19 protein-coding genes and 1 tRNA gene are annotated in these 19,559 nt (G+C 63.4%); 10 read left to right on the top strand and 10 right to left on the bottom strand.

Going from position 1 to position 19,559, the window contains the following annotated elements:
* The 8 genes from ybeY to ACM61V_RS11220 all read right to left on the bottom strand — a co-directional run bounded on the left by ybeY (position 1) and on the right by ACM61V_RS11220 (position 7,338).
* Positions 1-510, bottom strand: a complete 510-nt coding sequence (ybeY, locus tag ACM61V_RS11255; RefSeq protein WP_137786129.1) for an rRNA maturation RNase YbeY — start codon at positions 508-510, stop codon at positions 1-3.
* A complete protein-coding gene (locus ACM61V_RS11250) occupies positions 507-1,511 on the bottom strand; it encodes a PhoH family protein (protein WP_137786128.1) in 1,005 nt (334 codons plus the stop codon). Before ACM61V_RS11250 ends, ybeY begins: the two co-directional genes overlap by 4 nt.
* 107 nt (positions 1,512-1,618) lie before the next feature.
* A complete protein-coding gene (gene miaB, locus ACM61V_RS11245; protein ID WP_171007533.1) occupies positions 1,619-2,959 on the bottom strand; it encodes a tRNA (N6-isopentenyl adenosine(37)-C2)-methylthiotransferase MiaB in 1,341 nt (446 codons plus the stop codon).
* On the bottom strand, positions 2,956-3,720 hold the full coding sequence (locus tag ACM61V_RS11240) for a lysophospholipid acyltransferase family protein (protein WP_137786126.1): 765 nt from the start codon (positions 3,718-3,720) through the stop codon (positions 2,956-2,958). The genes miaB and ACM61V_RS11240 overlap by 4 nt, the downstream gene beginning before the upstream one ends.
* On the bottom strand, positions 3,692-4,114 hold the full coding sequence (locus ACM61V_RS11235) for a Fur family transcriptional regulator (RefSeq protein ID WP_137786125.1): 423 nt from the start codon (positions 4,112-4,114) through the stop codon (positions 3,692-3,694). The genes ACM61V_RS11240 and ACM61V_RS11235 overlap by 29 nt, the downstream gene beginning before the upstream one ends.
* Positions 4,115-4,185: 71 nt before the next feature.
* On the bottom strand, positions 4,186-6,063 hold the full coding sequence (gene sppA, locus ACM61V_RS11230) for a signal peptide peptidase SppA (RefSeq protein ID WP_137786124.1): 1,878 nt from the start codon (positions 6,061-6,063) through the stop codon (positions 4,186-4,188).
* A 32-nt stretch (positions 6,064-6,095) separates the two neighbouring features.
* Positions 6,096-6,752, bottom strand: a complete 657-nt coding sequence (locus ACM61V_RS11225; RefSeq protein WP_137786123.1) for a glutathione S-transferase family protein — start codon at positions 6,750-6,752, stop codon at positions 6,096-6,098.
* A gap of 34 nt (positions 6,753-6,786) precedes the next feature.
* A complete protein-coding gene (locus ACM61V_RS11220; RefSeq protein ID WP_137786122.1) occupies positions 6,787-7,338 on the bottom strand; it encodes a (2Fe-2S)-binding protein in 552 nt (183 codons plus the stop codon).
* 147 nt (positions 7,339-7,485) lie between these two features.
* On the opposite strand from ACM61V_RS11220, the gene ACM61V_RS11215 reads away from it, so the two are divergent.
* Positions 7,486-8,778, top strand: a complete 1,293-nt coding sequence (locus ACM61V_RS11215) for a sugar MFS transporter (RefSeq protein WP_137786121.1) — start codon at positions 7,486-7,488, stop codon at positions 8,776-8,778.
* Positions 8,779-8,792: 14 nt separating this feature from the next.
* Here ACM61V_RS11215 and ACM61V_RS11210 read toward each other — a convergent pair whose 3' ends face one another.
* Entirely contained in the window at positions 8,793-9,914 is a 1,122-nt protein-coding gene (locus tag ACM61V_RS11210; RefSeq protein ID WP_137786120.1) for a CaiB/BaiF CoA transferase family protein, read from the bottom strand.
* A 160-nt stretch (positions 9,915-10,074) separates the two neighbouring features.
* On the opposite strand from ACM61V_RS11210, the gene ACM61V_RS11205 reads away from it, so the two are divergent.
* The 4 genes from ACM61V_RS11205 to ACM61V_RS11190 all read left to right on the top strand — a co-directional run bounded on the left by ACM61V_RS11205 (position 10,075) and on the right by ACM61V_RS11190 (position 14,659).
* Positions 10,075-11,511 (top strand): amidohydrolase, encoded by a 1,437-nt coding sequence (locus ACM61V_RS11205; protein WP_137786119.1) that lies wholly within the window; start codon positions 10,075-10,077, stop codon positions 11,509-11,511.
* The gene (locus ACM61V_RS11200) at positions 11,511-12,806 is read left to right on the top strand and encodes an amidohydrolase family protein (RefSeq protein WP_137786242.1); all 1,296 of its coding nucleotides are present in this window, start codon (positions 11,511-11,513) and stop codon (positions 12,804-12,806) included. The genes ACM61V_RS11205 and ACM61V_RS11200 overlap by 1 nt, the downstream gene beginning before the upstream one ends.
* A gap of 39 nt (positions 12,807-12,845) precedes the next feature.
* Complete coding sequence (locus ACM61V_RS11195; protein WP_419713996.1) at positions 12,846-14,024, top strand: vWA domain-containing protein; 1,179 nt, start codon at positions 12,846-12,848, stop codon at positions 14,022-14,024.
* A gap of 290 nt (positions 14,025-14,314) precedes the next feature.
* On the top strand, positions 14,315-14,659 hold the full coding sequence (locus tag ACM61V_RS11190) for a hypothetical protein (RefSeq protein WP_419713995.1): 345 nt from the start codon (positions 14,315-14,317) through the stop codon (positions 14,657-14,659).
* Between the two features lie 3 nt (positions 14,660-14,662).
* Here the strand turns inward: ACM61V_RS11190 and ACM61V_RS11185 are convergent.
* Positions 14,663-14,752, bottom strand: a tRNA-Ser gene (locus tag ACM61V_RS11185).
* Positions 14,753-15,015: 263 nt separating this feature from the next.
* Here ACM61V_RS11185 and ACM61V_RS11180 point away from each other — a divergent pair.
* The 5 genes from ACM61V_RS11180 to ACM61V_RS11160 are packed head-to-tail and all read left to right on the top strand — an operon-like array spanning position 15,016 to position 19,559.
* The gene (locus ACM61V_RS11180; RefSeq protein WP_137786116.1) at positions 15,016-16,050 is read left to right on the top strand and encodes a lytic murein transglycosylase; all 1,035 of its coding nucleotides are present in this window, start codon (positions 15,016-15,018) and stop codon (positions 16,048-16,050) included.
* Positions 16,034-16,804, top strand: coding sequence for a septal ring lytic transglycosylase RlpA family protein (locus ACM61V_RS11175; protein WP_137786115.1), 771 nt, complete (start codon positions 16,034-16,036; stop codon positions 16,802-16,804). Before ACM61V_RS11180 ends, ACM61V_RS11175 begins: the two co-directional genes overlap by 17 nt.
* A 9-nt stretch (positions 16,805-16,813) precedes the next feature.
* The gene (locus ACM61V_RS11170; RefSeq protein WP_137786114.1) at positions 16,814-17,989 is read left to right on the top strand and encodes a D-alanyl-D-alanine carboxypeptidase family protein; all 1,176 of its coding nucleotides are present in this window, start codon (positions 16,814-16,816) and stop codon (positions 17,987-17,989) included.
* Positions 17,986-18,612, top strand: coding sequence for a dTMP kinase (gene tmk, locus ACM61V_RS11165; protein WP_137786113.1), 627 nt, complete (start codon positions 17,986-17,988; stop codon positions 18,610-18,612). The genes ACM61V_RS11170 and tmk overlap by 4 nt, the downstream gene beginning before the upstream one ends.
* The gene (locus tag ACM61V_RS11160) at positions 18,609-19,559 is read left to right on the top strand and encodes an AAA family ATPase (RefSeq protein ID WP_137786112.1); all 951 of its coding nucleotides are present in this window, start codon (positions 18,609-18,611) and stop codon (positions 19,557-19,559) included. Before tmk ends, ACM61V_RS11160 begins: the two co-directional genes overlap by 4 nt.

The following is a 19,559-nucleotide window of genomic DNA, read 5'->3' as shown; positions in this document are numbered from 1 at the left end:
TCAGTCCTCTTGAATATGATATGGGTCCGCGATGCCGAGATCGGCAAGTGCGTCGCGCTCTATGGCCTCCATCGCATCGCCCTCGACATCGGTCAGATGATCGTAGCCTAGCAGATGCAGCGTACCATGCACGATCAAATGCGTGAGGTGCGCATCGGGCGTTATGCCGCGCTCCGCCGCCTCGCGTTCGCACACGCCGTGGGCCAGCACGATGTCGCCAAGCAGCAATTCGCCATCGTCCGTATTCTGGCTGACCGTGTCGATCAGATCAGCCTGCACCATGGGAAAGGACAGGACATTGGTTGCCTTATCCTTCCCGCGATACTGGCGGTTGAGCGCGTGCACATCGTCGTCGGAAGCAAGCCGAACGCTTACCTCGACGAGCATCGGAGCGGTAAGCAATGCGCCATGCGGTGTTCGGAGGACCGCCGCCCGTACGGCGGTCGTCGCCAGCGCGGACCAGTCCCGCTCCGGCCATGGATCATCCCGGCTTAGCTCGATCTCGATCATTTTGCGCCGTCGTCGCCTTCATAGGCGGCGACAATCCGCCCGACGATCGGATGGCGAACCACGTCAGCCGCGGTGAAGCGGCAGAGCGAGATACCCTCTATCCCTTCCAGCCTGAACGTGGCGTCCGCGAGCCCGGACGCGCCCACGCCGCCTGGCAAATCGGTCTGGTTCGGGTCGCCGCAGACCACCATTCGGCTATTCTGGCCGAAGCGGGTGAGGAACATCTTCATCTGTGCCGGCGTGGTATTCTGCGCCTCGTCCAGGATCACGAACGCGTCGGCCAAAGTTCGTCCGCGCATGAAGGCGATCGGGGCGATCTCGATTTCACCGGATGCGATGCGCCGCTCGACCTGCTCGGCGGGCAGGCAATCGTATAGCGCGTCATAAAGCGGGCGGAGATAGGGATCGACCTTCTCCTTCATGTCACCCGGCAGGAAGCCGAGCCGTTCGCCCGCTTCTACTGCGGGCCGCGACAGGATCAGTCGCTGGACCGACCCCGTGATAAGTTGCGCCACTGCTTGCGCGACCGCGATATAGGTCTTTCCCGTGCCCGCCGGCCCAAGGGCGAAGATCATGTCGTGGGTCGTCAGTTCGCGCATATAGTGCGCTTGCGCGGCCGTGCGCGGCACGATGGTTTTCTTGCGCGTGCGGATCATGACCGACGGCACCTGCGCGCGCTCGGCCGAGATGATCCCGTCCAGCGTCGGCTCAGCCGCCATCGCGATCGACGCATCGACCAGCCCTGAGTCTATGTCCTCTCCACGCTGGATGCGGGCATACAGGTCATTGAGCACGTCACGCGCTATCGCGACCTGTTCGGCCGTGCCCTCCAGCCCGATGCGGTTGCCACGCGCGGTGATGTAAACCCCAAGCCTGTTTTCAAGCGCCACGAGATTCTGGTCATATTGACCGAACAACCGGGCAAGCAACTGTGGCTTGTCGAACAGCACGTCCACTCGGCTGCGTTCGCCAGAATGGGCGGGGACGGGCTTACGGCTCATGCGCCTCCTTCGATTCTCGCCAATACGGCGTGCGCTCAAGGTGCGGCGGGGGCCGCCTTGTCGCAAGCACTAAAGGCAAAGGATTTCGTTACTGTGTCTCTGCGGCATCAAGCCGCTGCGGCAGCGGCGGGCGAGGAAGAAATCTCGCGAGCTGTGATCGAATTTGGCCCCGCCTGAAGCAGCTCCACCTGAACCATCGTGCCGACAGGGGCGGCCGTGTCGAGCAACACCGATTGCAGCCACGGAGATTTTCCCAGCATCTGGCCCGGCCGTTTGCCCTTCCGCTCGATCAGCACCGAGCATCGGCGGCCGACCGATTGCTGATTGAAGGCGAGTTGGTCGCGGTTGAGCGCAGCCTGCAATCGTTGCAGGCGGTCGTCCATCACTTCGGGAGCGATCTGCTCGTCCATCGTCGCCGCCGGCGTGCCGGGGCGAGGGCTGTATTTGAAGCTGAACGCCATGGCGTGGCGCACTTCCGCCACCAGGCTCAGCGTATCGGCAAAGTCGGCTTCGGTCTCACCGGGGAAACCAACGATGAAGTCGCCCGACAGCGCGATATCGGGCCGCGCTGCACGCACCCGGTCAAGCACGCGCAGGTAGCTGTCACGACTGTGGCTACGATTCATCGCCTTGAGCACCCGATCACTCCCAGACTGGACTGGAAGGTGGAGGAACGGCATCAGTTTCTCCACATCGCGGTGCGCGTCGATCAGGCCTTGGGTCATGTCATTGGGGTGGCTGGTGGTATAGCGGATGCGCGCCAGGCCCTCGATCCGATCGAGCGAGCGGATCAGATCGTGGAGCCCTTCGCCGCCTTCGTCGGCCCAGGCGTTGACGTTCTGCCCAAGCAGCGTGATTTCTCGCGCGCCGGCGTCCACCAGGGCCTTCGCTTCATCGATGATATCTCGGAACGGGCGGCTCACCTCTGCGCCGCGCGTATAGGGCACGACGCAATACGTGCAGAATTTGTCGCACCCCTCCTGTACCGTCAGGAACGCGGCCGGGCCGACCTTGCGCCGGGCCGGCAATGCGCCGAATTTCGACAGCACCGGCATGTCGGTGTTTAGAGCCGCGGCGCCGGCAACCGCATCGGCGACGAGCCTTGGCAGATTGTGATACGCCTGCGGCCCGACAACCACATCCACCTTCGCGCGGCGCACTATCTCTTCGCCTTCGGCCTGGGCGACACACCCCGCGACTGCGATCATCTTGTCAGGATCGTGCTTCCGCAGACGCCCGATATCCGAATAGACCTTTTCCGTCGCTTTTTCGCGAATGTGGCAGGTGTTCAGCACCACCAGATCGGCGGCAGCGGCGTCGTCTGTTGGCGTGAGGCCATCGGCGGCCATGAGTTCGGCCATCCTCTCGCCGTCATAAACGTTCATCTGGCAACCGAACGACTTGACGTGGAAGGTTGTGGGCGCGGTTTTGGTCATTGCCGCGCCTATACTAGGGGCGGCGGACGATCGCTACCCGCTGCTGCGATACGCGCGCGTGCTTCGGCGGCGATCGCCTTGCGACCAGGGAAGTCCCGGGGATCGAAAGGATGGCAGAAGTGCAGCGTAGCGGTGAAAGTACCTGCCCGGCCAAGCACACGACGGGCGTGATGCTGGCCCGGCTCGTCGCCGATCCATGCCAGTTCCCGCGTCGCGACACCATAATCTATCCGCACCGGCTGGACGAGAACGCCGGGCAGCGGCGGATCCAGCACCGCAAGCAGCGCGGCCTTGAACGGCAGAAGACCCGAACCGTCGCCGGTCGTACCTTCCGGGAAGATGGTGATCGCCCATGTTTCCGCGAGCGCCGCCCGGAGCTGGTCGATCTGGCCGGCGATACCGAGCCGGTCGTCGCGACGGACGAACAACGTGCGGTTCAACGTGCAGAGCCAGCCTACCAGCGGAACGTCGCGTAGATCCGCCTTTGCCACGAAAGCGCTCCCGGTCACGCCGGCGATGATCGGGATGTCCATCCAGCTGAGATGATTCGCCAGGAATATGACATCGCGGCGGAGCGGGGTGCCAGTCACCCGCCTGCGCGCGCCGATTATCCGACCGAGCGACCCGAGAAACCACCTTGGCCAAGGTGAGGGGAGCCGCAGCAGACGCCAGAATAGATGGAGTGGCACCGCCAGCAGCAGCACGGCGATAATCGCCGCGAGTCTCGAGTAGAAGCGAACCGCGTCAATCCTTCCGGCTGAGACTGACGCCATAAAGCTCCATGCGATGATCAACGAGCCGGAACCCCAGCTTCTCCGCAATCTGCTTCTGCAATTGTTCGAGTTCGGGATCGACAAACTCGATCACACGGCCCGTCTCGACATCGATGAGATGGTCGTGATGCGCCTCAGGCGACGGCTCGTAGCGCGCGCGTCCGTCGCCGAAATCATGGCGATCGAGGATGCCGGCCTCTTCAAACAGGCGCACGGTGCGATATACCGTCGCTATCGAGATTCCGGGATCGATCGACGAGGCGCGGGCGTAAACCCGTTCGACATCGGGATGATCCTCCGCTTCCGAAAGGACGCGCGCGATAACGCGGCGCTGTTCGGTGATGCGCAGGCCCTTTTCGTGGCAGAGGGCTTCGAGATCGATCTTGCGAGGCATATACCCCATGTAATGCGCAAAGCTTGTTGCGAAAAGCGCTACCGACTCGCAACAGCCGACAGGGACGACGATTAAAGCCCGAAACGCGCGAGCAGAACGTCGAGCAGACGGGCGTCAGAGGGCGCGCCGGCGTTCGGCCCGAAGCCACCGCACTCCAGGCAGGCGGCCTGAACGCCTCCTCCGGTCACCAGCCGCTTCACATCGCCCAGCGCGCGCGCCAACAGGGCGCGCCTTTCAAATGCTACGCGAGCAAATACATCGCCTGGCGTGGCGCTCTCATCGTCGTCATCGCGATTGAACTGACGGGCAATTTCCGTTGCCCATCCCGGCTTCTTTTCGAGATAGATCACCTCGGCCGTCGCAGGGTCCAGCCTTGCCCGCTTCGCCGCCTCGGCCACCGCATCTTTGAGCGTGCCAAAGCGATCGACGAGCCCAATCTGCCGAGCGGTGCCCCCGATCCACACGCGTCCCTGCGCGATCTCATTCACCTTGTCCGCGGGCATCCTGCGCGATTGGGAAACGCGCGCCAGGAACAGCGAATAGCCATGCTCGATCGCGGACTGGAACACCGCGTCGGTCACCGGATTTGTGCCGCCCATGATATCCGGTTGACCGGAAAGCGGGGTGGTGCGGACGCCATCGGTGGTGACGCCGATCTTCGCCAGCGTATTCTCGAACGTTGGAATGATCCCGAAAATGCCGATGGAACCGGTAATGGTCGCGGGCTCTGCGAAAATCACGTCGCCGGGCGTAGAAACCCAATACCCGCCCGAGGCCGCGACACCACCCATAGAAACAACGACCGGCAGACCCTGCTTCTTGGCTTCCATCAGCGCCAACCGGATGCGCTCGGATGCGGTGACCGATCCGCCCGGCGAATCGACCCTCAACACCAGCGCCTTCAGCTTCTTCGTGGCCAGCCCGTCATAGATGAACCTGGCAATAGTATCGCCGCCCGCGGTGCCTGGGCCGGCCTTGCCATCCACTATGTCGCCGGCGACAGTAACCACCCCGATCTCGCCGTTCTTGGGCAGCGGATGCGCATCGACCCACGAATCATAATCGATCGTCTTGAACCACCCCGCAGGCTTCTTGGAATCCCCGCCCGCCAGTTCGGCGACACGACGACCGAAGGCCACCCGATCGCCCAGTTTGTCAACAATGCCGTCGGCCAGGTTTGCCTGGGCGATATCCCCCTGCGCGCCCTGCACCACCTTTTCTGGCGTGACGAGCCACGCAGCGATTTTGGCCTTCGGGCGTGCGCGTGCGATCGCCTCTTTCCACTGGTCGAACAATCCGTTTTGCAGGACGGTTGCCGCCTCCTTGGCTTCGGGGCTCTGGTCGCTGCGGGTATAGGGTTCGACGAAAGACTTGTACTTCCCGACACGATAGACGTGCGCATTGACGCCCAGCTTGTCGATCAGCCCCTTGTAATAGAGTTGGCTGCCGCCCGGCCCCGCGAAGATCGTCCCTCCCATGGGATCCATCCACACTTCGCTCGCGGCCGAGGCGAGGCGATAGCCGCCGTCCGTGTAGCCGGTGGCGAAGGCGAGCACCGGTTTGCCGGCGGTGCGGGCGCGGGTCAGCGCATCTGCCACTTCGCCGAGCACAGCGGGATAGGCGCCGCCGAAATGATCGAGATCGAGCACGATCGCCCTCACGCGTGTGTCGTCCCTGGCTGCATCGATCGCCCGCACGACATCGCGCAGGCGATACTGGCGCGGGGCGTTGCTTTCGCCCGTGACCATCGCGAATGGCGGCGTTTCCGATGGTTGTTCGACGATCGATCCGTTGATGTTCAGGACGAGCGCGCCATCGCGCACCGCGCGGGCCGTCGGCCGACTGTTAAGCGCGGCGAACAGCAGCCCGAAGAACAACAGCATCGCGACGAGCACCAGCGCGTCCTTGATACCGACCAGCAGTTTCCATGCACCGCGTACCAGGCTCATCGTCATCTTTACCCACGTTATTCAGTTCCGTCTTAGCGCGAAGTGTATGGTTCGGGCAATACGCTTACTGCCTCACTCTGGACCTGACGCGCCCGCAGGTACGCCGGCCGTTCCGACAGCCGTTCCCAATACGCAGCGATGGCGGGTTGCAGGTCGTCATCCAGCTTGAGAGTGCGGGCCAGCAGCAAGGCATAGCCAACCGAAATATCCGCGCCGGTGAACCTGTCTGCGACCAGCCATTCCCGACCGTCGGCAAGCGCGCGATCGACCGCGCGCAACCTTGAGCGATACCATTGCGCATAGTCGTCCGCAGCCTGTGGCAATCGTCGCTCGGGTGCCTCCAGCCTGCGATAGCGCAGCACCAGGGTCTGCGGAAAGGTGAGGGTCGCCTCGCCGAAATGAAGCCAGTTTAGCCACGCGCCATAATGCGCGTCATCAGCCGTGACCGCGATGGCGGTTGGGCCATGCCGGACCGCGAGATACTCGATGATCGCTGCAGATTCGCTCATCCGTGTCTGTCCGTCCACAAGCAGCGGTATGGTGCCCAACGGGTTCTGTTCGAGATACTCGGGCTGCCGGATACGCGGGGGGAACGGCATGAGATGCATGCGATAGGGCAGGTCCATCTCTTCCAGCGTCCACAGTGCTCGGAATGATCGCGCGTCCGCGCAATGCCATAATTCGATCATCTCGATTTCTCACCAGCAGGGGCCAATTGCATGCTCAACGCCGCGGCGCCTGATCGGGATTGAACGCCGGGACGGTGCGCGCTGCATCGCGCGGATCGATCCCGGTCCGCGCGCCGGCCGGCAGCGTCTCGTCGCCGCGCATCGCCCGCGCGGCGCGCTGGATTGCGTCGATCAGGCGAGGGTAAATCCCGCAACGGCACAGATTGGCTATCCCGGCTGCGATCTCCGCATCGCTGGGGCTGCGGCTGCGTTTGATGAGCACGGCGGCCGCCATGGTTATACCGGGGATGCAATAGCCGCATTGCGGCACGTTCGCGTCGATCAGCGCGAGTTGCACGGGGTGGGAGCGCTCTCGCGACAACCCCTCGATCGTGGTGACAAAGGTTCCCTCCGCCTGCTCCAGCGTAATTTGGCAGGATTTGATGGCCTTGCCGTCGACATCGACGATGCAGGCGCCGCAGCTTCCGGTGCCACACCCATATTTTGTGCCGGTCAGGTTCGACGCATCACGCAACGCCCACAGGAGCGGTGTCTGCGGATCCATGCGATATTCGATCGCTTCGTTGTTTACCGTCATCTTGGGCACGGCCGAATGCTAGGCTAACCGCGCAGCCTTCGCCAAGCGACTTGGCGAAGATTGTGGAATTTACCGGAAGGGGCCAACCAATCGGCTTGCTTTACCCTTCCGTCCGCCGCTTGAATGTTTGCCGGTGAGCGAAACTAGGAGAATGACATGCAAGCCCACGGCGCCTCCGGCCCGGCAAGTGGTGATGCCGAGCATGGTTATGATGCACCTGACCTGCGTGTTTTCGTCTTGGCGCTATTCTTCATCTTCGGTGGCATCACCAGCCTGAACGATGTCATCATTCCCAAGCTGAAAGAGCTCTTCACGCTCAATTACGCGCAGGCGCTGCTGGTGCAGTCATCGTTTTTCGGGGCGTATGCGATCATGTCGATCCCGGCCGCAGCAATCGTCCGGCGGGTCGGCTACATGCGCACTGCCGCGATTGGCCTTGTTGCCATGATGGCCGGATGCCTGTTGTTCGTGCCGGCATCTGCATCCGCGAAATTCAGCCTGTTTCTGTTCGCGCTCTTCGTGCTCGCCAGCGGCATCACGATCGTGCAGGTGGTGGCCAATCCGCTTATTTCCTTGCTGGGCCCGCCAAAGAGCGCGCACAGTCGGCTCACCTTCGCGCAGGCTTTCAATTCCCTGGGCACCACGATTTTTCCCTATGTCGGATCGATCGTGATCCTGGGCAGCCTCGCCAGGCTGGACGTAACGACGCTGACGGGCGCGGCGTTGAACACCTATCGCGCCCAGGAAACGCACATCGTCGTGGTGACTTATCTGTGCCTCGCGGCCGTCCTGGCCCTGGTGGCGTCAGTCGTCTGGTCGCGACGCAATCGATTGAAGGAAGAACAGGTCCACGGAAATATTTTCCAGGCTTTCCATCTGCTGTCGCGCCCACGCTTTGGAATCGGCTGCCTGTGCATTTTCCTGTATGTCGGTGCGGAGGTGGCGATCGGCTCCCTAATCGTGAGCTACCTGATGCAACCCGACGTGCTTGGGCTGAGCGATCAGGCTGCGGGCAAGCACGTGCCATTTTACTGGGGCGGGGCGCTGATCGGGCGCTTCATCGGTGCCTATGCGCTGACACGCCTGTCGCCGGGCAAGGTGCTGGCCGCAGTTGCGGCAGGGGCGATATTGCTGATCGCGGTATCCGCAAACACCAGCGGCATGGTTTCGGGCTGGGCGCTGCTGACGATCGGTTTGATGAACGCGATCATGTTTCCGACGATCTTCAGCCTCGCCAGCGAGGGGCTTGGCAAGCGCGCGGCAGACGGGTCGGGCGTGATCGCAACCGCGATCGTCGGCGGTGCGGTGATACCTCCGCTGACGGGGCATCTGGCGGATATCAGCGGCAGCCTGCATTTTGCCCTGCTGCTGCCCGCGCTGTGCTACGCCGCGATCCTCGCCTATGGCATCTACGCGCGCCACCCCGCGCCGGAATTGGAGGCGGCCTAGGCACGACTGTCAGGTCACAGACCCAGCGCGGCGACCTCCGCTTCGTCGAAACCAAGTTCTCGTAGAACGTCGGCATCGTGACGTTCACCCGCCATTACCGGCGTGACCGTGGTGCTTTTCGAGTAACGCGGCGCTGGCGCCGGCTGGCGCACGCCGGCCGCTTCGACGAACGTGCCGCGGGCGCGATTGTGCGGATCATTCCAGGCTTCGTCGAAGCCCAGCACCGGCGCAAAACATACTTCATGCCCCCTGAAGGCCTCGACCCAATCGTCGCGGGTGCGCGCCTTGAAGCGCTCGGCCAGCTCGGCCTTGAGCGCCGGCCACTGCCGCCCATCCATCTGTGCTGTCCACTTGTCGTCGGAAAGGCCCATCACCGCGCGGAATTCGGCATAGAATTGCGGCTCGATCGCGCCGAGCGAGATGAACTTGCCGTCCTGCGTCTCGTAGGTATCGTAGAAGTGCGCGGCCGTATCGAGCAGGTTGGTCCCGCGCTCGTCGCTCCAGCGCCCCATCGCGCGGAACGACCACATCATCGACATCAGCACGGCCGAGCCATCCGTCATTGCCGCATCCACCACCTGGCCCTCGCCGGTGCGCTGCGCATGCAGCAGGGCCGCGAGCATCCCGAAGACCAGGAACATGCCGCCACCGCCGAAATCGCCCGCCAGGTTGATCGGCGGGGTGGGCTTCTCGCCCTTACGCCCAAGCGCATGAAGGACACCGGAGATCGCGATATAATTAATGTCGTGGCCGGGTTCGGGTGCCATCGGCCCGGTCTGGCCCCAGCCGGTCATGCGTCCGTAGACAAGCTTCGGATTGTCGGCGAGCAGCACGTCCGGCCCCAGGCCCAGCCGCTCCATCACCCCGGGGCGAAACCCCTCTATGATCGCGTCGGCGGACTTGACGATCCGTCGCACCGCCTCGATCGATTTGGGATCTTTCAGGTCGAGGCCGATCGACTTGCGGCTCCGCAACAACGCGTCCTTGTTGTCGATGGTCAGGCCGCCGCCGCGCACCGGCCGATCGATGCGGATAACCTCCGCGCCATGGTCCGCCAGCATCATGCCGGCGAACGGGCCGGGGCCGATCCCGGCGAACTCGACTACGCGGATGCCGGCAAGGGGCGGGGTGCTCACGACATCTCTCTCCTATGTTATCTGGCCTCCGACTATCGCGCCGGGCCGCACCGGACAAGTGGAACATGACATTTGTTATGGAGCGATCGGTGGATCGCGCTATTGTCTTTGCGGTGCGCGCGGCCCATCAGTTCGCGCTCAAGTGCAAGAAGAGGGGTTCATGGGAATCACGGCTCAAAAGAAGGGCCTGCGCCTGTTGATGGGCGCCGCCGCGCTTTCGCTGGCGGCATGTGGCGCAGATGCGGAGCACCCGAAAACGCCCTCCAGCAGCCCGGCAAAATCGAGCGCGGCGGCCAAGCCATATTCGCGTGATCCCTTTCCATCCACTTATCATGCCTATCCCGGCGTCCCGACTCTGGTGCGCAATGTCACGGTGTTCGACGGCGAGGGCGGGCGGATCGAGAATGGCGCGGTTCTGTTCGCCGATGGGAAGATCGTGGCCATCGGCCAGACGCTCGATGCGCCCGCCAATGCACGGGTGATCGATGGGCAGGGCAAATGGATCACGCCCGGCGTCATCGATATTCACAGCCATCTCGGCGATTATCCCAGCCCCGGTATTCGAGCGCTGTCGGACGGCAATGAGGCGACTTCGCCCGTCACTGCCGATGTGTGGGCGGAGCATAGCGTATGGCCGCAGGATCCCGGCTTCAGCCGTGCACTTGCCAATGGCGGCGTCACCGCGCTGCAAATCCTGCCCGGGTCCGCCAATCTGTTCGGCGGCCGCTCCGTCGTGCTGAAGAACGTCTATTCGCGCACTGTTCAGGGGATGAAGTTCCCGGGTGCGCCTTACGGGCTGAAGATGGCATGCGGGGAAAATCCGAAGCGCGTCTATGGCTCCAAGGGCCGCGAGCCTTCCACCCGGATGGGCAATATCGCGGTTGACCGCGCCACCTGGGCGAAGGCGCAGGCATATAAGCGCAAATGGGACAAATACGAAAAGGATGGCGGCGATCCGCCGGAGCGCGACATAGCGATGGACACGTTGCGCGGGGTGCTCGCGGGGGAAATCCGCGTGCAGAACCACTGCTATCGGGCCGACGAGATGGCCATCGTCCTCGATATGGCCAAGGAGTTCGGCTACAAGGTGACGGCCTTTCACCACGCCGTCGAAGCTTACAAGATTGCCGATCTGCTGAAGGCGAGCGGCACCTGCGCCGCTGTGTGGGCGGACTGGTACGGCTTCAAGATGGAGAGCTATGACGGGATCGGCGCCAACCTTGCGCTGCTCGAGAAAGCCGGCGCCTGCGCGATGATCCACTCCGACGATCAGAACGGGATCCAGCGGCTCAATCAGGAGGTTGCGAAGGCGCTGTCTTCCGGCCGTCGTGCGGGGATCGATATCCCTGACGCGGTGGCGTGGAAGTGGCTGTCGCTCAATCCGGCCAAGGCGCTGGGGATCGATGACAAGACGGGCAGCCTCAAGCCCGGCAAGATGGCGGACGTGGTGTTGTGGAACGGCAATCCGTTCAGCATTTACACCCGACCCGAGAAAGTGTGGGTCGACGGCGCGATGCTGTATGATGCCAACGACCCGAAACGACGCCCGGTGAGCGATTTCGAGCTAGGCCAGCCCGGTACTGGAGATGTGAAGTGATCCGCGCCCTGCTCCTGTCCGCAGCCGCGCTGACCGCGGCTCCTGCAGTCGCCCAGACGGTCGCCATCACGGGCGCCACGGTCGCGCTCGGCGATGGCAGCGCGCCGATCAGGAACGGCACCGTCGTGTTTCGCGACGGCCGGATCGTCGCTGCCGGCGAAAATGTCGCGGTTCCGGCGGGCGCGGAAGTGATCGCCGCGAACGGCAAATGGGTGTCGCCGGGGCTGATTGCGGGCTTCACCGATCTCGGGCTGCAGGATGCTGGCGGAATAGAGGAAAGTAACGACACGTCAGCAAGCAGCAGCCCCTTCGCCGCCGCCATCGACGTTTCGCCCGCGATCAATCCCGCCGGGGCGAAGATCGCCAATGAACGTCTTGCTGGCGTAACGCGCGCGCTGATCGCCCCCGGCACGGCGGGATCGATATTCGCGGGGCAGGGGGCGGTGATCGATCTGGGCGATGATCCCGATGCAGTCACCCGGCCGCGCGCGTTCCAGTATGTCGAGCTCGGAGAGGGCGGCGCCCGCGATGCCGGCGGCAGCCGGCCGGCCGCTTATGCGCTGTTCCGCGACGCCTTGTCGCAAGCGCAGGATTACCGTCGGAATCCAGCCGCCTTTGGTGGCCGCGAGCGCGCGTCTCTCATCAAGCGCGGCGATGCGGACGCGTTGCTCAAGGTGATCGACGGTCAGGTGCCGCTTGTTGTCCACGTCGAACGCGCCAGCGACATCCGGACCGTGCTCGGGCTGGTGCGTGATTATCCAAGGCTGCGGCTGGTGCTGACTGGCGTCAGCGAGGGCTGGATGGTCGCCCGCGAGATCGCCTCTGCGAAGGTGCCGGTTGTAGCGGCTGCGCTGGCCGATCTGCCCGAGAGCTTCGAAGCGTTGGCGGCGACCGAATCCAATGTCGGGCGGATGCGCGCTGCCGGAGTGCAGGTCGCGCTGTCGGCTGCGGGCGCCTCGGGCGGGGAGCACAATATTCGGCAATATGCGGGCAATCTGGTTGCCATCACCCGCGTCCCCGGCGCGACCGGCCTGGAATGGGGGCAGGCGCTCGCCGCAATAACCTCCGGCCCCGCCGCCGCGCTTGCCATGGAGGGCGAGCTTGGTTCGCTGAAATCCGGCCGCCGTGCCGACGTCGTGCTTTGGGACGGTGATCCGCTGGAGATCGAATCACAGCCGGTCGCGGTGTGGATCGATGGGCGGCCGCAACCGATGCGTTCGCGCCAGACGGACTTGCGCGATCGATATCTTACGCCGAACGAAGGGCCTTTGCCCAAGGCCTATGACAGGCGCTAATGCAACTTTCCGCGTGCCGGACATTATCGGAGGCCTCGCATGTTCCTGAACTTTCTTGATGAACTGCGCAGCGCCGGGATTCCGGCAAGCATGAAAGAGCATTTGCTGCTGCTCGAAGCGCTCGAAAAGGATGTGATCGAACGGACGCCGGAGGATTTCTACTATTTGAGCAGGGCGGTCTATGTGAAGGACGAGGGGCTGCTCGATCGCTTCGACCAGGTCTTCGCCAAGGTATTCAAGGGCATTGAAACCAGCTTCGCCCAGCCCGGCGCTGAAATTCCCGAGGACTGGCTGAAGGCCGTCGCCGAGAAATATCTCACCGCGGAGGAGATGGAGGCGATAAAGTCGCTCGGCTCCTGGGACGAGATCATGGAGACACTCAAGAAGCGTCTGGAAGAGCAGCAGAAGCGGCACGAGGGTGGTAGCAAGTGGGTGGGCACCGGCGGCACATCGCCTTACGGCAACTCGGGCTATAATCCCGAAGGCGTGCGGATCGGTGGAGAGAGCAAGCAGAAGCGTGCGCTGAAAGTATGGGATCAGCGCGAGTTCAAGAACCTCGACAGCACCCGTGAGCTCGGTACGCGCAACATCAAGATCGCGCTGCGCCGCCTGCGCAAGTTCGCACGCGAAGGTGCCGCGGACGAACTGGACATCGATGCGACGATCGACGGCACTGCGCGACAAGGCTGGCTTGACGTCCATATGCGTGCCGAACGGCGCAATGCCGTGAAATTGTTGCTGTTTCTGGATGTCGGCGGCTCGATGGATCCGTTCATCAAGCTGTGCGAGGAACTGTTCTCCGCCGCCACGACCGAGTTCAAGAACCTTGAGTTCTTCTACTTTCACAACTGCCCTTATGAGGGCGTGTGGAAAGACAACCGTCGCCGCTTTTCGGAACGCACGCCGACCTGGGACGTGCTTCATAAATTTCCGCACGATTATAAGCTCATCTTCGTGGGCGACGCGGCAATGAGCCCGTATGAGATCACGCATCCGGGCGGGTCTGTGGAGCATTTCAACGAGGAATCTGGCGCGGTGTGGATGCATCGCCTGGCCACGACCTATCCGGCCGCTGTATGGCTGAACCCGGTCGCCCAAGGTCAGTGGGGCTATTCGCAGTCCACGAAGATCATTCGGGAATTGATGAACGACCGCATGTTTCCGCTGACGCTCGGCGGGCTGGACGATGCGATGCGCGAACTGTCGCGTAAAAGATGATAGCGGAGAGGATGGGATTCGAACCCACGGTAAGCGTGAACCTACGGCGGTTTCAAGTTTAGTGTAAACGACGTTTGTGTATGTTTACGCAGGTTTTCATAAGCAAGCGATACACAGGCAGAAAGCGCATTTTGCCGCTTGGACGTTTTATGTAGGTTGTCGTAAGTTATCGAACATCCGCAGCAGTGGGGATAGGCGACACTCCTTCTGTCCTTACGTTGTGCAACGCCTCGAGCCTGCGTATGGTGCGAGGCGTTGCTTTGACGATTCATTTCATGCACGTTCGGTCTATGACGACAGAAAGCAGCATCGAATGGACTGGAATAGGCAAGTGGCTCTCGTTTGCCTCAGCTGGCCTCCTAATATTGCTCGCAATCCCGTTCATATTTGATCACGGGAACGGCGCAGTTGCGGGCTGGAACATCTTCTTGGGTCTCTTGCTGATTGGAGCGATTGCCTCTGGCAATGCGCGAGCGCCCACGATCGCGATGGTAATTGCTGGAATCATGGCAGTTAGATTGGTCGTGGCCGTTGCTATCGGTGCCGGCGCGGTTGACGTGGTGATCGGGATCGCCGTTCTTGCCGTCGTTGGAATATCCGCTTGGGATCTTCGGAAGCAGAAGGCTCAGTTTTGAAATTGGCGGAAGAGGTGGGATTCGAACCCACGGACGGGTTGCCCCGTCGCTGGTTTTCAAGACCAGTTCCTTAAACCACTCGGACACTCTTCCATGCCATTTCGGGGGCTCGCAGCTTACGACAGGCTTATGGGTAATTACACCTGGCGAATCGGACTGACGCTAACCCCTTGTAACAAAACTCCTATTTCCGCGCACTGGTCGCAATCTCCAGTAGTTTTCAAGACCGCTGCCTCAAACCACTCGGCCACCTCTCCGCGAGCAGTTCGCGCGCTGTGGCGTGCTGCGACGGTATGTGCAAGCCCGACGATGACTGGCTGTTTCATAATCGTCTTCCGACGTGCAAGATGGCGCGTATGAGGGGGATAATCATTCGCGCCGTTTCCGTGCTCGCCGCGGTCGTTCTCGCTGCGGCCGCAACGCCAGCGATCGCGCAGGATGAAGCGGGATTCCAAGCCTATCTGCCGACATTGCGCACTCAGGCGCTCGCCGCCGGCGTGAAAGTGTCAACGCTGGATGCCGTGATGCCTACGCTCACGTTCAATCAGCGTGTGGTCGATCTTGATCGCCAGCAACCTGGCGGGTCTCCCAACGCGCCGGTCTCGATGTTCGCGCCCTATCGTGCGCAGCACGTCGATACTGCACGTATAACGCGTGGGCGCGCCACGTATCTCGCCAACCGAAGCAGGCTCGCGTCGGTTGAGGCGCAGACCGGTGTGCCCGAATCGATCATGGTCGCGATATGGGGTCATGAAACGAATTACGGCAGCTACACGGGAAATTTCGATCTGCTGCGCAGCCTTGCGACCCTTGCCTATGAGGGGCGCCGTCGTAACCTCTTCGCGGGCGAGTTCATCGCTGCGTTGAAGATGCTCGATCGCGGCGTGCCACGTGAGCAACTCAAGGGGAGCTGGGCCGGCGCGACGGGCAATCCGCAGTTTCTGCCGTCGATTTACCTCCGGCTTGCGCGAGACGGCGATGGCGACGGCAGGATCGACATCTGGAACAGTTCTGCCGACACACTTGCCTCGATCGGCAATTATTTCGTCAACGCCGGCTGGCGCCCGGGGCAACCGTGGGGCATCGCCGTCAGCGTGCCCGCAACCTATGATCGCGCCGGACAGGTTAATCGTCTGATCTCCCCGAGATGCCCCCGCGTGTTCGAGCGGCACAGCGGCTGGCGCACCATGGCGGAATGGCGCGCGCTCGGCCTCGTGCCGCAGGATCGCCCCTGGCCGGGTGATGGCGTGCTCGCCACGCTCCTCGAGCCGGATGGGCCGGGCAAGACCGCCTATCTGCTTACCGGAAATTACCGCGTGATCCTCGATTACAATTGCTCGAACTTCTACGCGCTTTCGGTCGGGCTGCTTGCCGATGCGGTTGAGCGCTAATCTCTGGCTTCTGGCGCTGCCGATCGCGGCAGTATGCCAGGCGCGCGACGCGCCACCGTCACCGGCGTCGAGCGCGGTGCCGGCGCGCTACGACGAAGTTGGCTACGCGACCTGGTATGGCGAGGAACTGGCCGGCGCCAAAACCGCATCGGGCGCGCCATTTCGCCCGTCCGCCATCACCGCCGCGCACAGGACGCTGCCACTGGGATCCTATGTAGAGGTGACCGCGCTCGATACCGGGCGCACGATATTGGTGCTTATCAACGATCGCGGCCCTGGCCAGCGCGATCGCCTGATCGATCTGTCGCGCGGTGCGGCGGCGTTGCTCGGGAGCGGCCGGCGGGCGAAGGCGGCGGTTCGGGTCCGCAGCGTCGCGGCTGTCGAGCCGGATCGCCTGGCGCTGGCGCGCGGTGACGCGGCGGGGGCGAGGGAAGTGGCCTCGCCTGAGATGCTCGCCAGCCTGCGACGCCGCCTGCCCGCGCGAGATGGCGCGATGGCGATCGCGCTTCAGGCCACGCCTCAACCGTCAATCAAGCTTCAACCGCATGGCAATTATGTCGTGCAAGTCGCTTCGTTTGTTAGCGGATCGCGGGCAAGGTCGCTCGCGGAGCGGCTTCGTGGCAGTGCCGATCTGCATGACGGGCGGCATCGGGTCCGCCTTGGTCCGTTCGACACGGCGGAGGCAGCGCAGCGCGCGCGTGACGACGCCGCGCGACGCGGCTATGGCGATGCATCAATCATTGTTCAGCCCTGAGTATCGTTCATGCCCAAGCTTCCATACGTTCTTGCCGCTCCCGCTATCGCCCTGTCGATCGCCTATCCGTCGGCCGCGTCGGCGCCGCAGTTCGATACGCCCGCACCAGTGGCGTTCATGGAGGATCTGTCGTCCGGCGCGGTGCTCTATCAAAAGGATGCCGATCGTCGCATGCCGCCCGCCTCGATGGCGAAGATGATGACGGTTTACGTCGCGTTCGATCTTGTGAAGCGTGGCGAGCTTAAGCTCGATCAGGAATTCGAGGTTCGGCCCGAAACCTGGAAAAAATGGCACGGCCCCGCAGCGGGTTCCACGATGTTTCTGTCCACTGGTGAGAAGGTTTCGGTCGCAAATCTGCTCTACGGGATTGTCACGCTTTCAGGCAACGATGCCTGCGTCGTGCTGGCGGAGGGCATTTCCGGCACTGAGGGTGCATTCGTGCAGCGCATGAACGAGGCAGCCAAGCGGCTTGGCCTCGACAACAGCCATTTCGGCACGTCGAACGGGTGGCCGGACGGTGGCGTCACCTATGTTACCGCGCGCGATCTGGCGAAGCTTGCGGCGGCGACGATTACCGACCATCCCAAGCTCTACAAGCAATTCTATTCGCGGCCTGATTTCACCTGGGGCAAGACGCTGGGTTCCGGCGCGGCGATCACGCAGGCGAACCGTGATCCGCTGCTGGGGCGGGTGCAGGGCGCCGACGGGCTGAAGACGGGGCATACCGACGAGGCGGGCTATGGTTTCACTGGATCGGCGGAGCAGAACGGTCGCCGGCTGGTGATGGTTCTTGCCGGGCTGACGAGTTTCAATCAGCGCGTGAGCGAATCGGTGCGCTTCATGGATTGGGGCTTCCGCGCGTGGCAGGCGAAGGCGATCGTGAAGGAAGGCCGAAAGGTTGCCGACGCCGACGTTCAGATGGGAAGTTCTTCCCGGATCGGCCTGATCGCTCCGCGTGATCTGAAGGTCGCCCTGCCTGCCGGGGCGGTGCCGGTGCTCAGCGGCAAAATTGTCTATCAGGGGCCGATCAAGGCGCCGATCAAGGCTGGCGACCATATCGCGGATCTGGTCGTCACGTCGCCCGGCCTTCCCGATCAGACGTTGCCGCTGGTTGCGGACAAGGATGTCGGCGAGGCAGGCTTCTTCGGTCGCGCCTGGGCCGGGCTGACGGGCTTGTTCGGATGAAGGGGCGCTTCCTCTCGCTCGAAGGCGGGGAGGGAGCCGGCAAGTCGACTCAGGCGCGGGCGCTCGCGGCTGCGCTGGCGGCGCGCGGTATCCGTACGCTCGTGACGCGTGAGCCGGGCGGCAGCGACGGCGCCGAGGCGATCCGCGCGCTGCTGATGCAGGGTGACGTGAACCGCTGGAGCCCGCGAACCGAGGCGCTGCTATTCGCGGCGGCGCGGGCCGATCATGTCGAAAAAACGATCCGGCCGGCGATCGAAGCGGGGATCTGGGTGATTTCCGATCGCTATATCGATTCGAGCCGCGCCTATCAGGGTGTCGCCGGCGACATAGACGATGCGGCTGTTCTCGCGCTGCACCATTTCGGGGCGGGCGGGTTGCTGCCGGACAGAACATTCCTGCTTGAACTGCCCCCGGTCGAGGGCGCGCGCCGTGCTGTCGGGCGCGACGGCGCGGGCGCGGATCGGTTCGCGATGCGGGGCGAGGATTTCCACCTCGCGGTGGCGGCCGCCTTCGATCGGTTTGCCGAAAGCGAGCCGGAGCGTTTTTGCCGCGTCGATGCGACCCAGTTGCCAGAGCGGGTGACAGCGGCTTTGTTCGACGGGTTGGCTGACTTGCTGCCATGACGTCAATCCGCGGCAATGCCCAGGCCCGCGCCGCATTCGACGCGGCGATGGAGAGCGGTGCTCTGCACCACGCATGGCTCGTCACCGGGCCGCAGGGCGTGGGGAAGGGGGCGTTCGTGCGGGAAGCCGCCTTCCGCCTGCTGGCGCATTCGGCGGGCGACGACAGCGGTGAGCGAACGCGTGCGCTGCTCGAAGCCGGCTCTCACCCTGATTACCGCGAGTTGACGAGGCTGGCGAAGGAAGATCGAGGCGACAAGCGGCTCGCGCGGAGTATCACGATCGCACAGGTGCGATCGCTGCAGTCGTTGTTCGCGACCACGCCGTCGCTCGGGCCGCGCCGCGTGATCGTGATCGACGCGATCGACGATCTTGAGCGGGAAGGCGCAAATGCGCTGCTCAAGAGCCTGGAGGAGCCGCCGCCGAGCACGGTCTTCCTGCTGGTGAGCCACGCTCCGGGTCGCCTGTTGCCAACGATACGCTCGCGTTGCCGTACGCTGCGTTTCGGCGTGCTCGATGACGGCGATGTGCGCGAGGTGCTGCGAGAGCAAGCTCCCGATCTGCGCGGTGATGAACTGGACACACTGGTGCGTGCCGCAGCGGGATCACCCGGGCGGGCGCTGCGATATGCCGGGCTTGATCTCGGCGCGATCGATACGGCGCTCACGACGATCGCGCGCAGTGGCGACAGGAGCAACGCTGAACGGACGAGGCTGGCCAAGGCGCTTTCCACCAAGGCGGCCCAGCCGCGTTACGAAGCATTCCTCGATCGCGCGCCGGAATTCATCGCCGGGCAGGCGCCGCAGCGTGGTGGAGAAGAGCTGCGCACCGCGCTCGATGCTTATGAAGACGCATTGGGAATCGCCGGCGCCGCGCGGCGATTGTCGCTGGATGCGGGGGCGACAGTATTCGAATTGGCGGGGGTGGTCGCGCGCCTGTCACGGCTGTAG

This window comes from Sphingomonas sp. TX0543, assembly GCF_048565505.1.
Taxonomy (GTDB): domain Bacteria; phylum Pseudomonadota; class Alphaproteobacteria; order Sphingomonadales; family Sphingomonadaceae; genus Sphingomonas.
The sequence above is the reverse complement of the archived record's forward strand: the minus strand, read 5'-3'. Positions and strand labels throughout refer to the sequence as shown.

Coding starts and splice junctions, on each gene's coding strand:
- ACM61V_RS11160 (WP_137786112.1), top strand. CDS start 18,609: ATGACGTCAATCCGCGGCAATGCCCAGGCCCGCGCCGCATTCGACGCG.
- ACM61V_RS11235 (WP_137786125.1), bottom strand. CDS start 4,114: ATGCCTCGCAAGATCGATCTCGAAGCCCTCTGCCACGAAAAGGGCCTG.
- ACM61V_RS11250 (WP_137786128.1), bottom strand. CDS start 1,511: ATGAGCCGTAAGCCCGTCCCCGCCCATTCTGGCGAACGCAGCCGAGTG.
- ACM61V_RS11205 (WP_137786119.1), top strand. CDS start 10,075: ATGGGAATCACGGCTCAAAAGAAGGGCCTGCGCCTGTTGATGGGCGCC.
- ACM61V_RS11240 (WP_137786126.1), bottom strand. CDS start 3,720: ATGGCGTCAGTCTCAGCCGGAAGGATTGACGCGGTTCGCTTCTACTCG.
- ACM61V_RS11195 (WP_419713996.1), top strand. CDS start 12,846: ATGTTCCTGAACTTTCTTGATGAACTGCGCAGCGCCGGGATTCCGGCA.
- ACM61V_RS11225 (WP_137786123.1), bottom strand. CDS start 6,752: ATGATCGAATTATGGCATTGCGCGGACGCGCGATCATTCCGAGCACTG.
- ACM61V_RS11190 (WP_419713995.1), top strand. CDS start 14,315: ATGACGACAGAAAGCAGCATCGAATGGACTGGAATAGGCAAGTGGCTC.
- ACM61V_RS11215 (WP_137786121.1), top strand. CDS start 7,486: ATGCAAGCCCACGGCGCCTCCGGCCCGGCAAGTGGTGATGCCGAGCAT.
- ACM61V_RS11175 (WP_137786115.1), top strand. CDS start 16,034: ATGCGGTTGAGCGCTAATCTCTGGCTTCTGGCGCTGCCGATCGCGGCA.
- sppA (WP_137786124.1), bottom strand. CDS start 6,063: ATGAGCCTGGTACGCGGTGCATGGAAACTGCTGGTCGGTATCAAGGAC.
- tmk (WP_137786113.1), top strand. CDS start 17,986: ATGAAGGGGCGCTTCCTCTCGCTCGAAGGCGGGGAGGGAGCCGGCAAG.
- ACM61V_RS11180 (WP_137786116.1), top strand. CDS start 15,016: ATGAGGGGGATAATCATTCGCGCCGTTTCCGTGCTCGCCGCGGTCGTT.
- ACM61V_RS11170 (WP_137786114.1), top strand. CDS start 16,814: ATGCCCAAGCTTCCATACGTTCTTGCCGCTCCCGCTATCGCCCTGTCG.
- ybeY (WP_137786129.1), bottom strand. CDS start 510: ATGATCGAGATCGAGCTAAGCCGGGATGATCCATGGCCGGAGCGGGAC.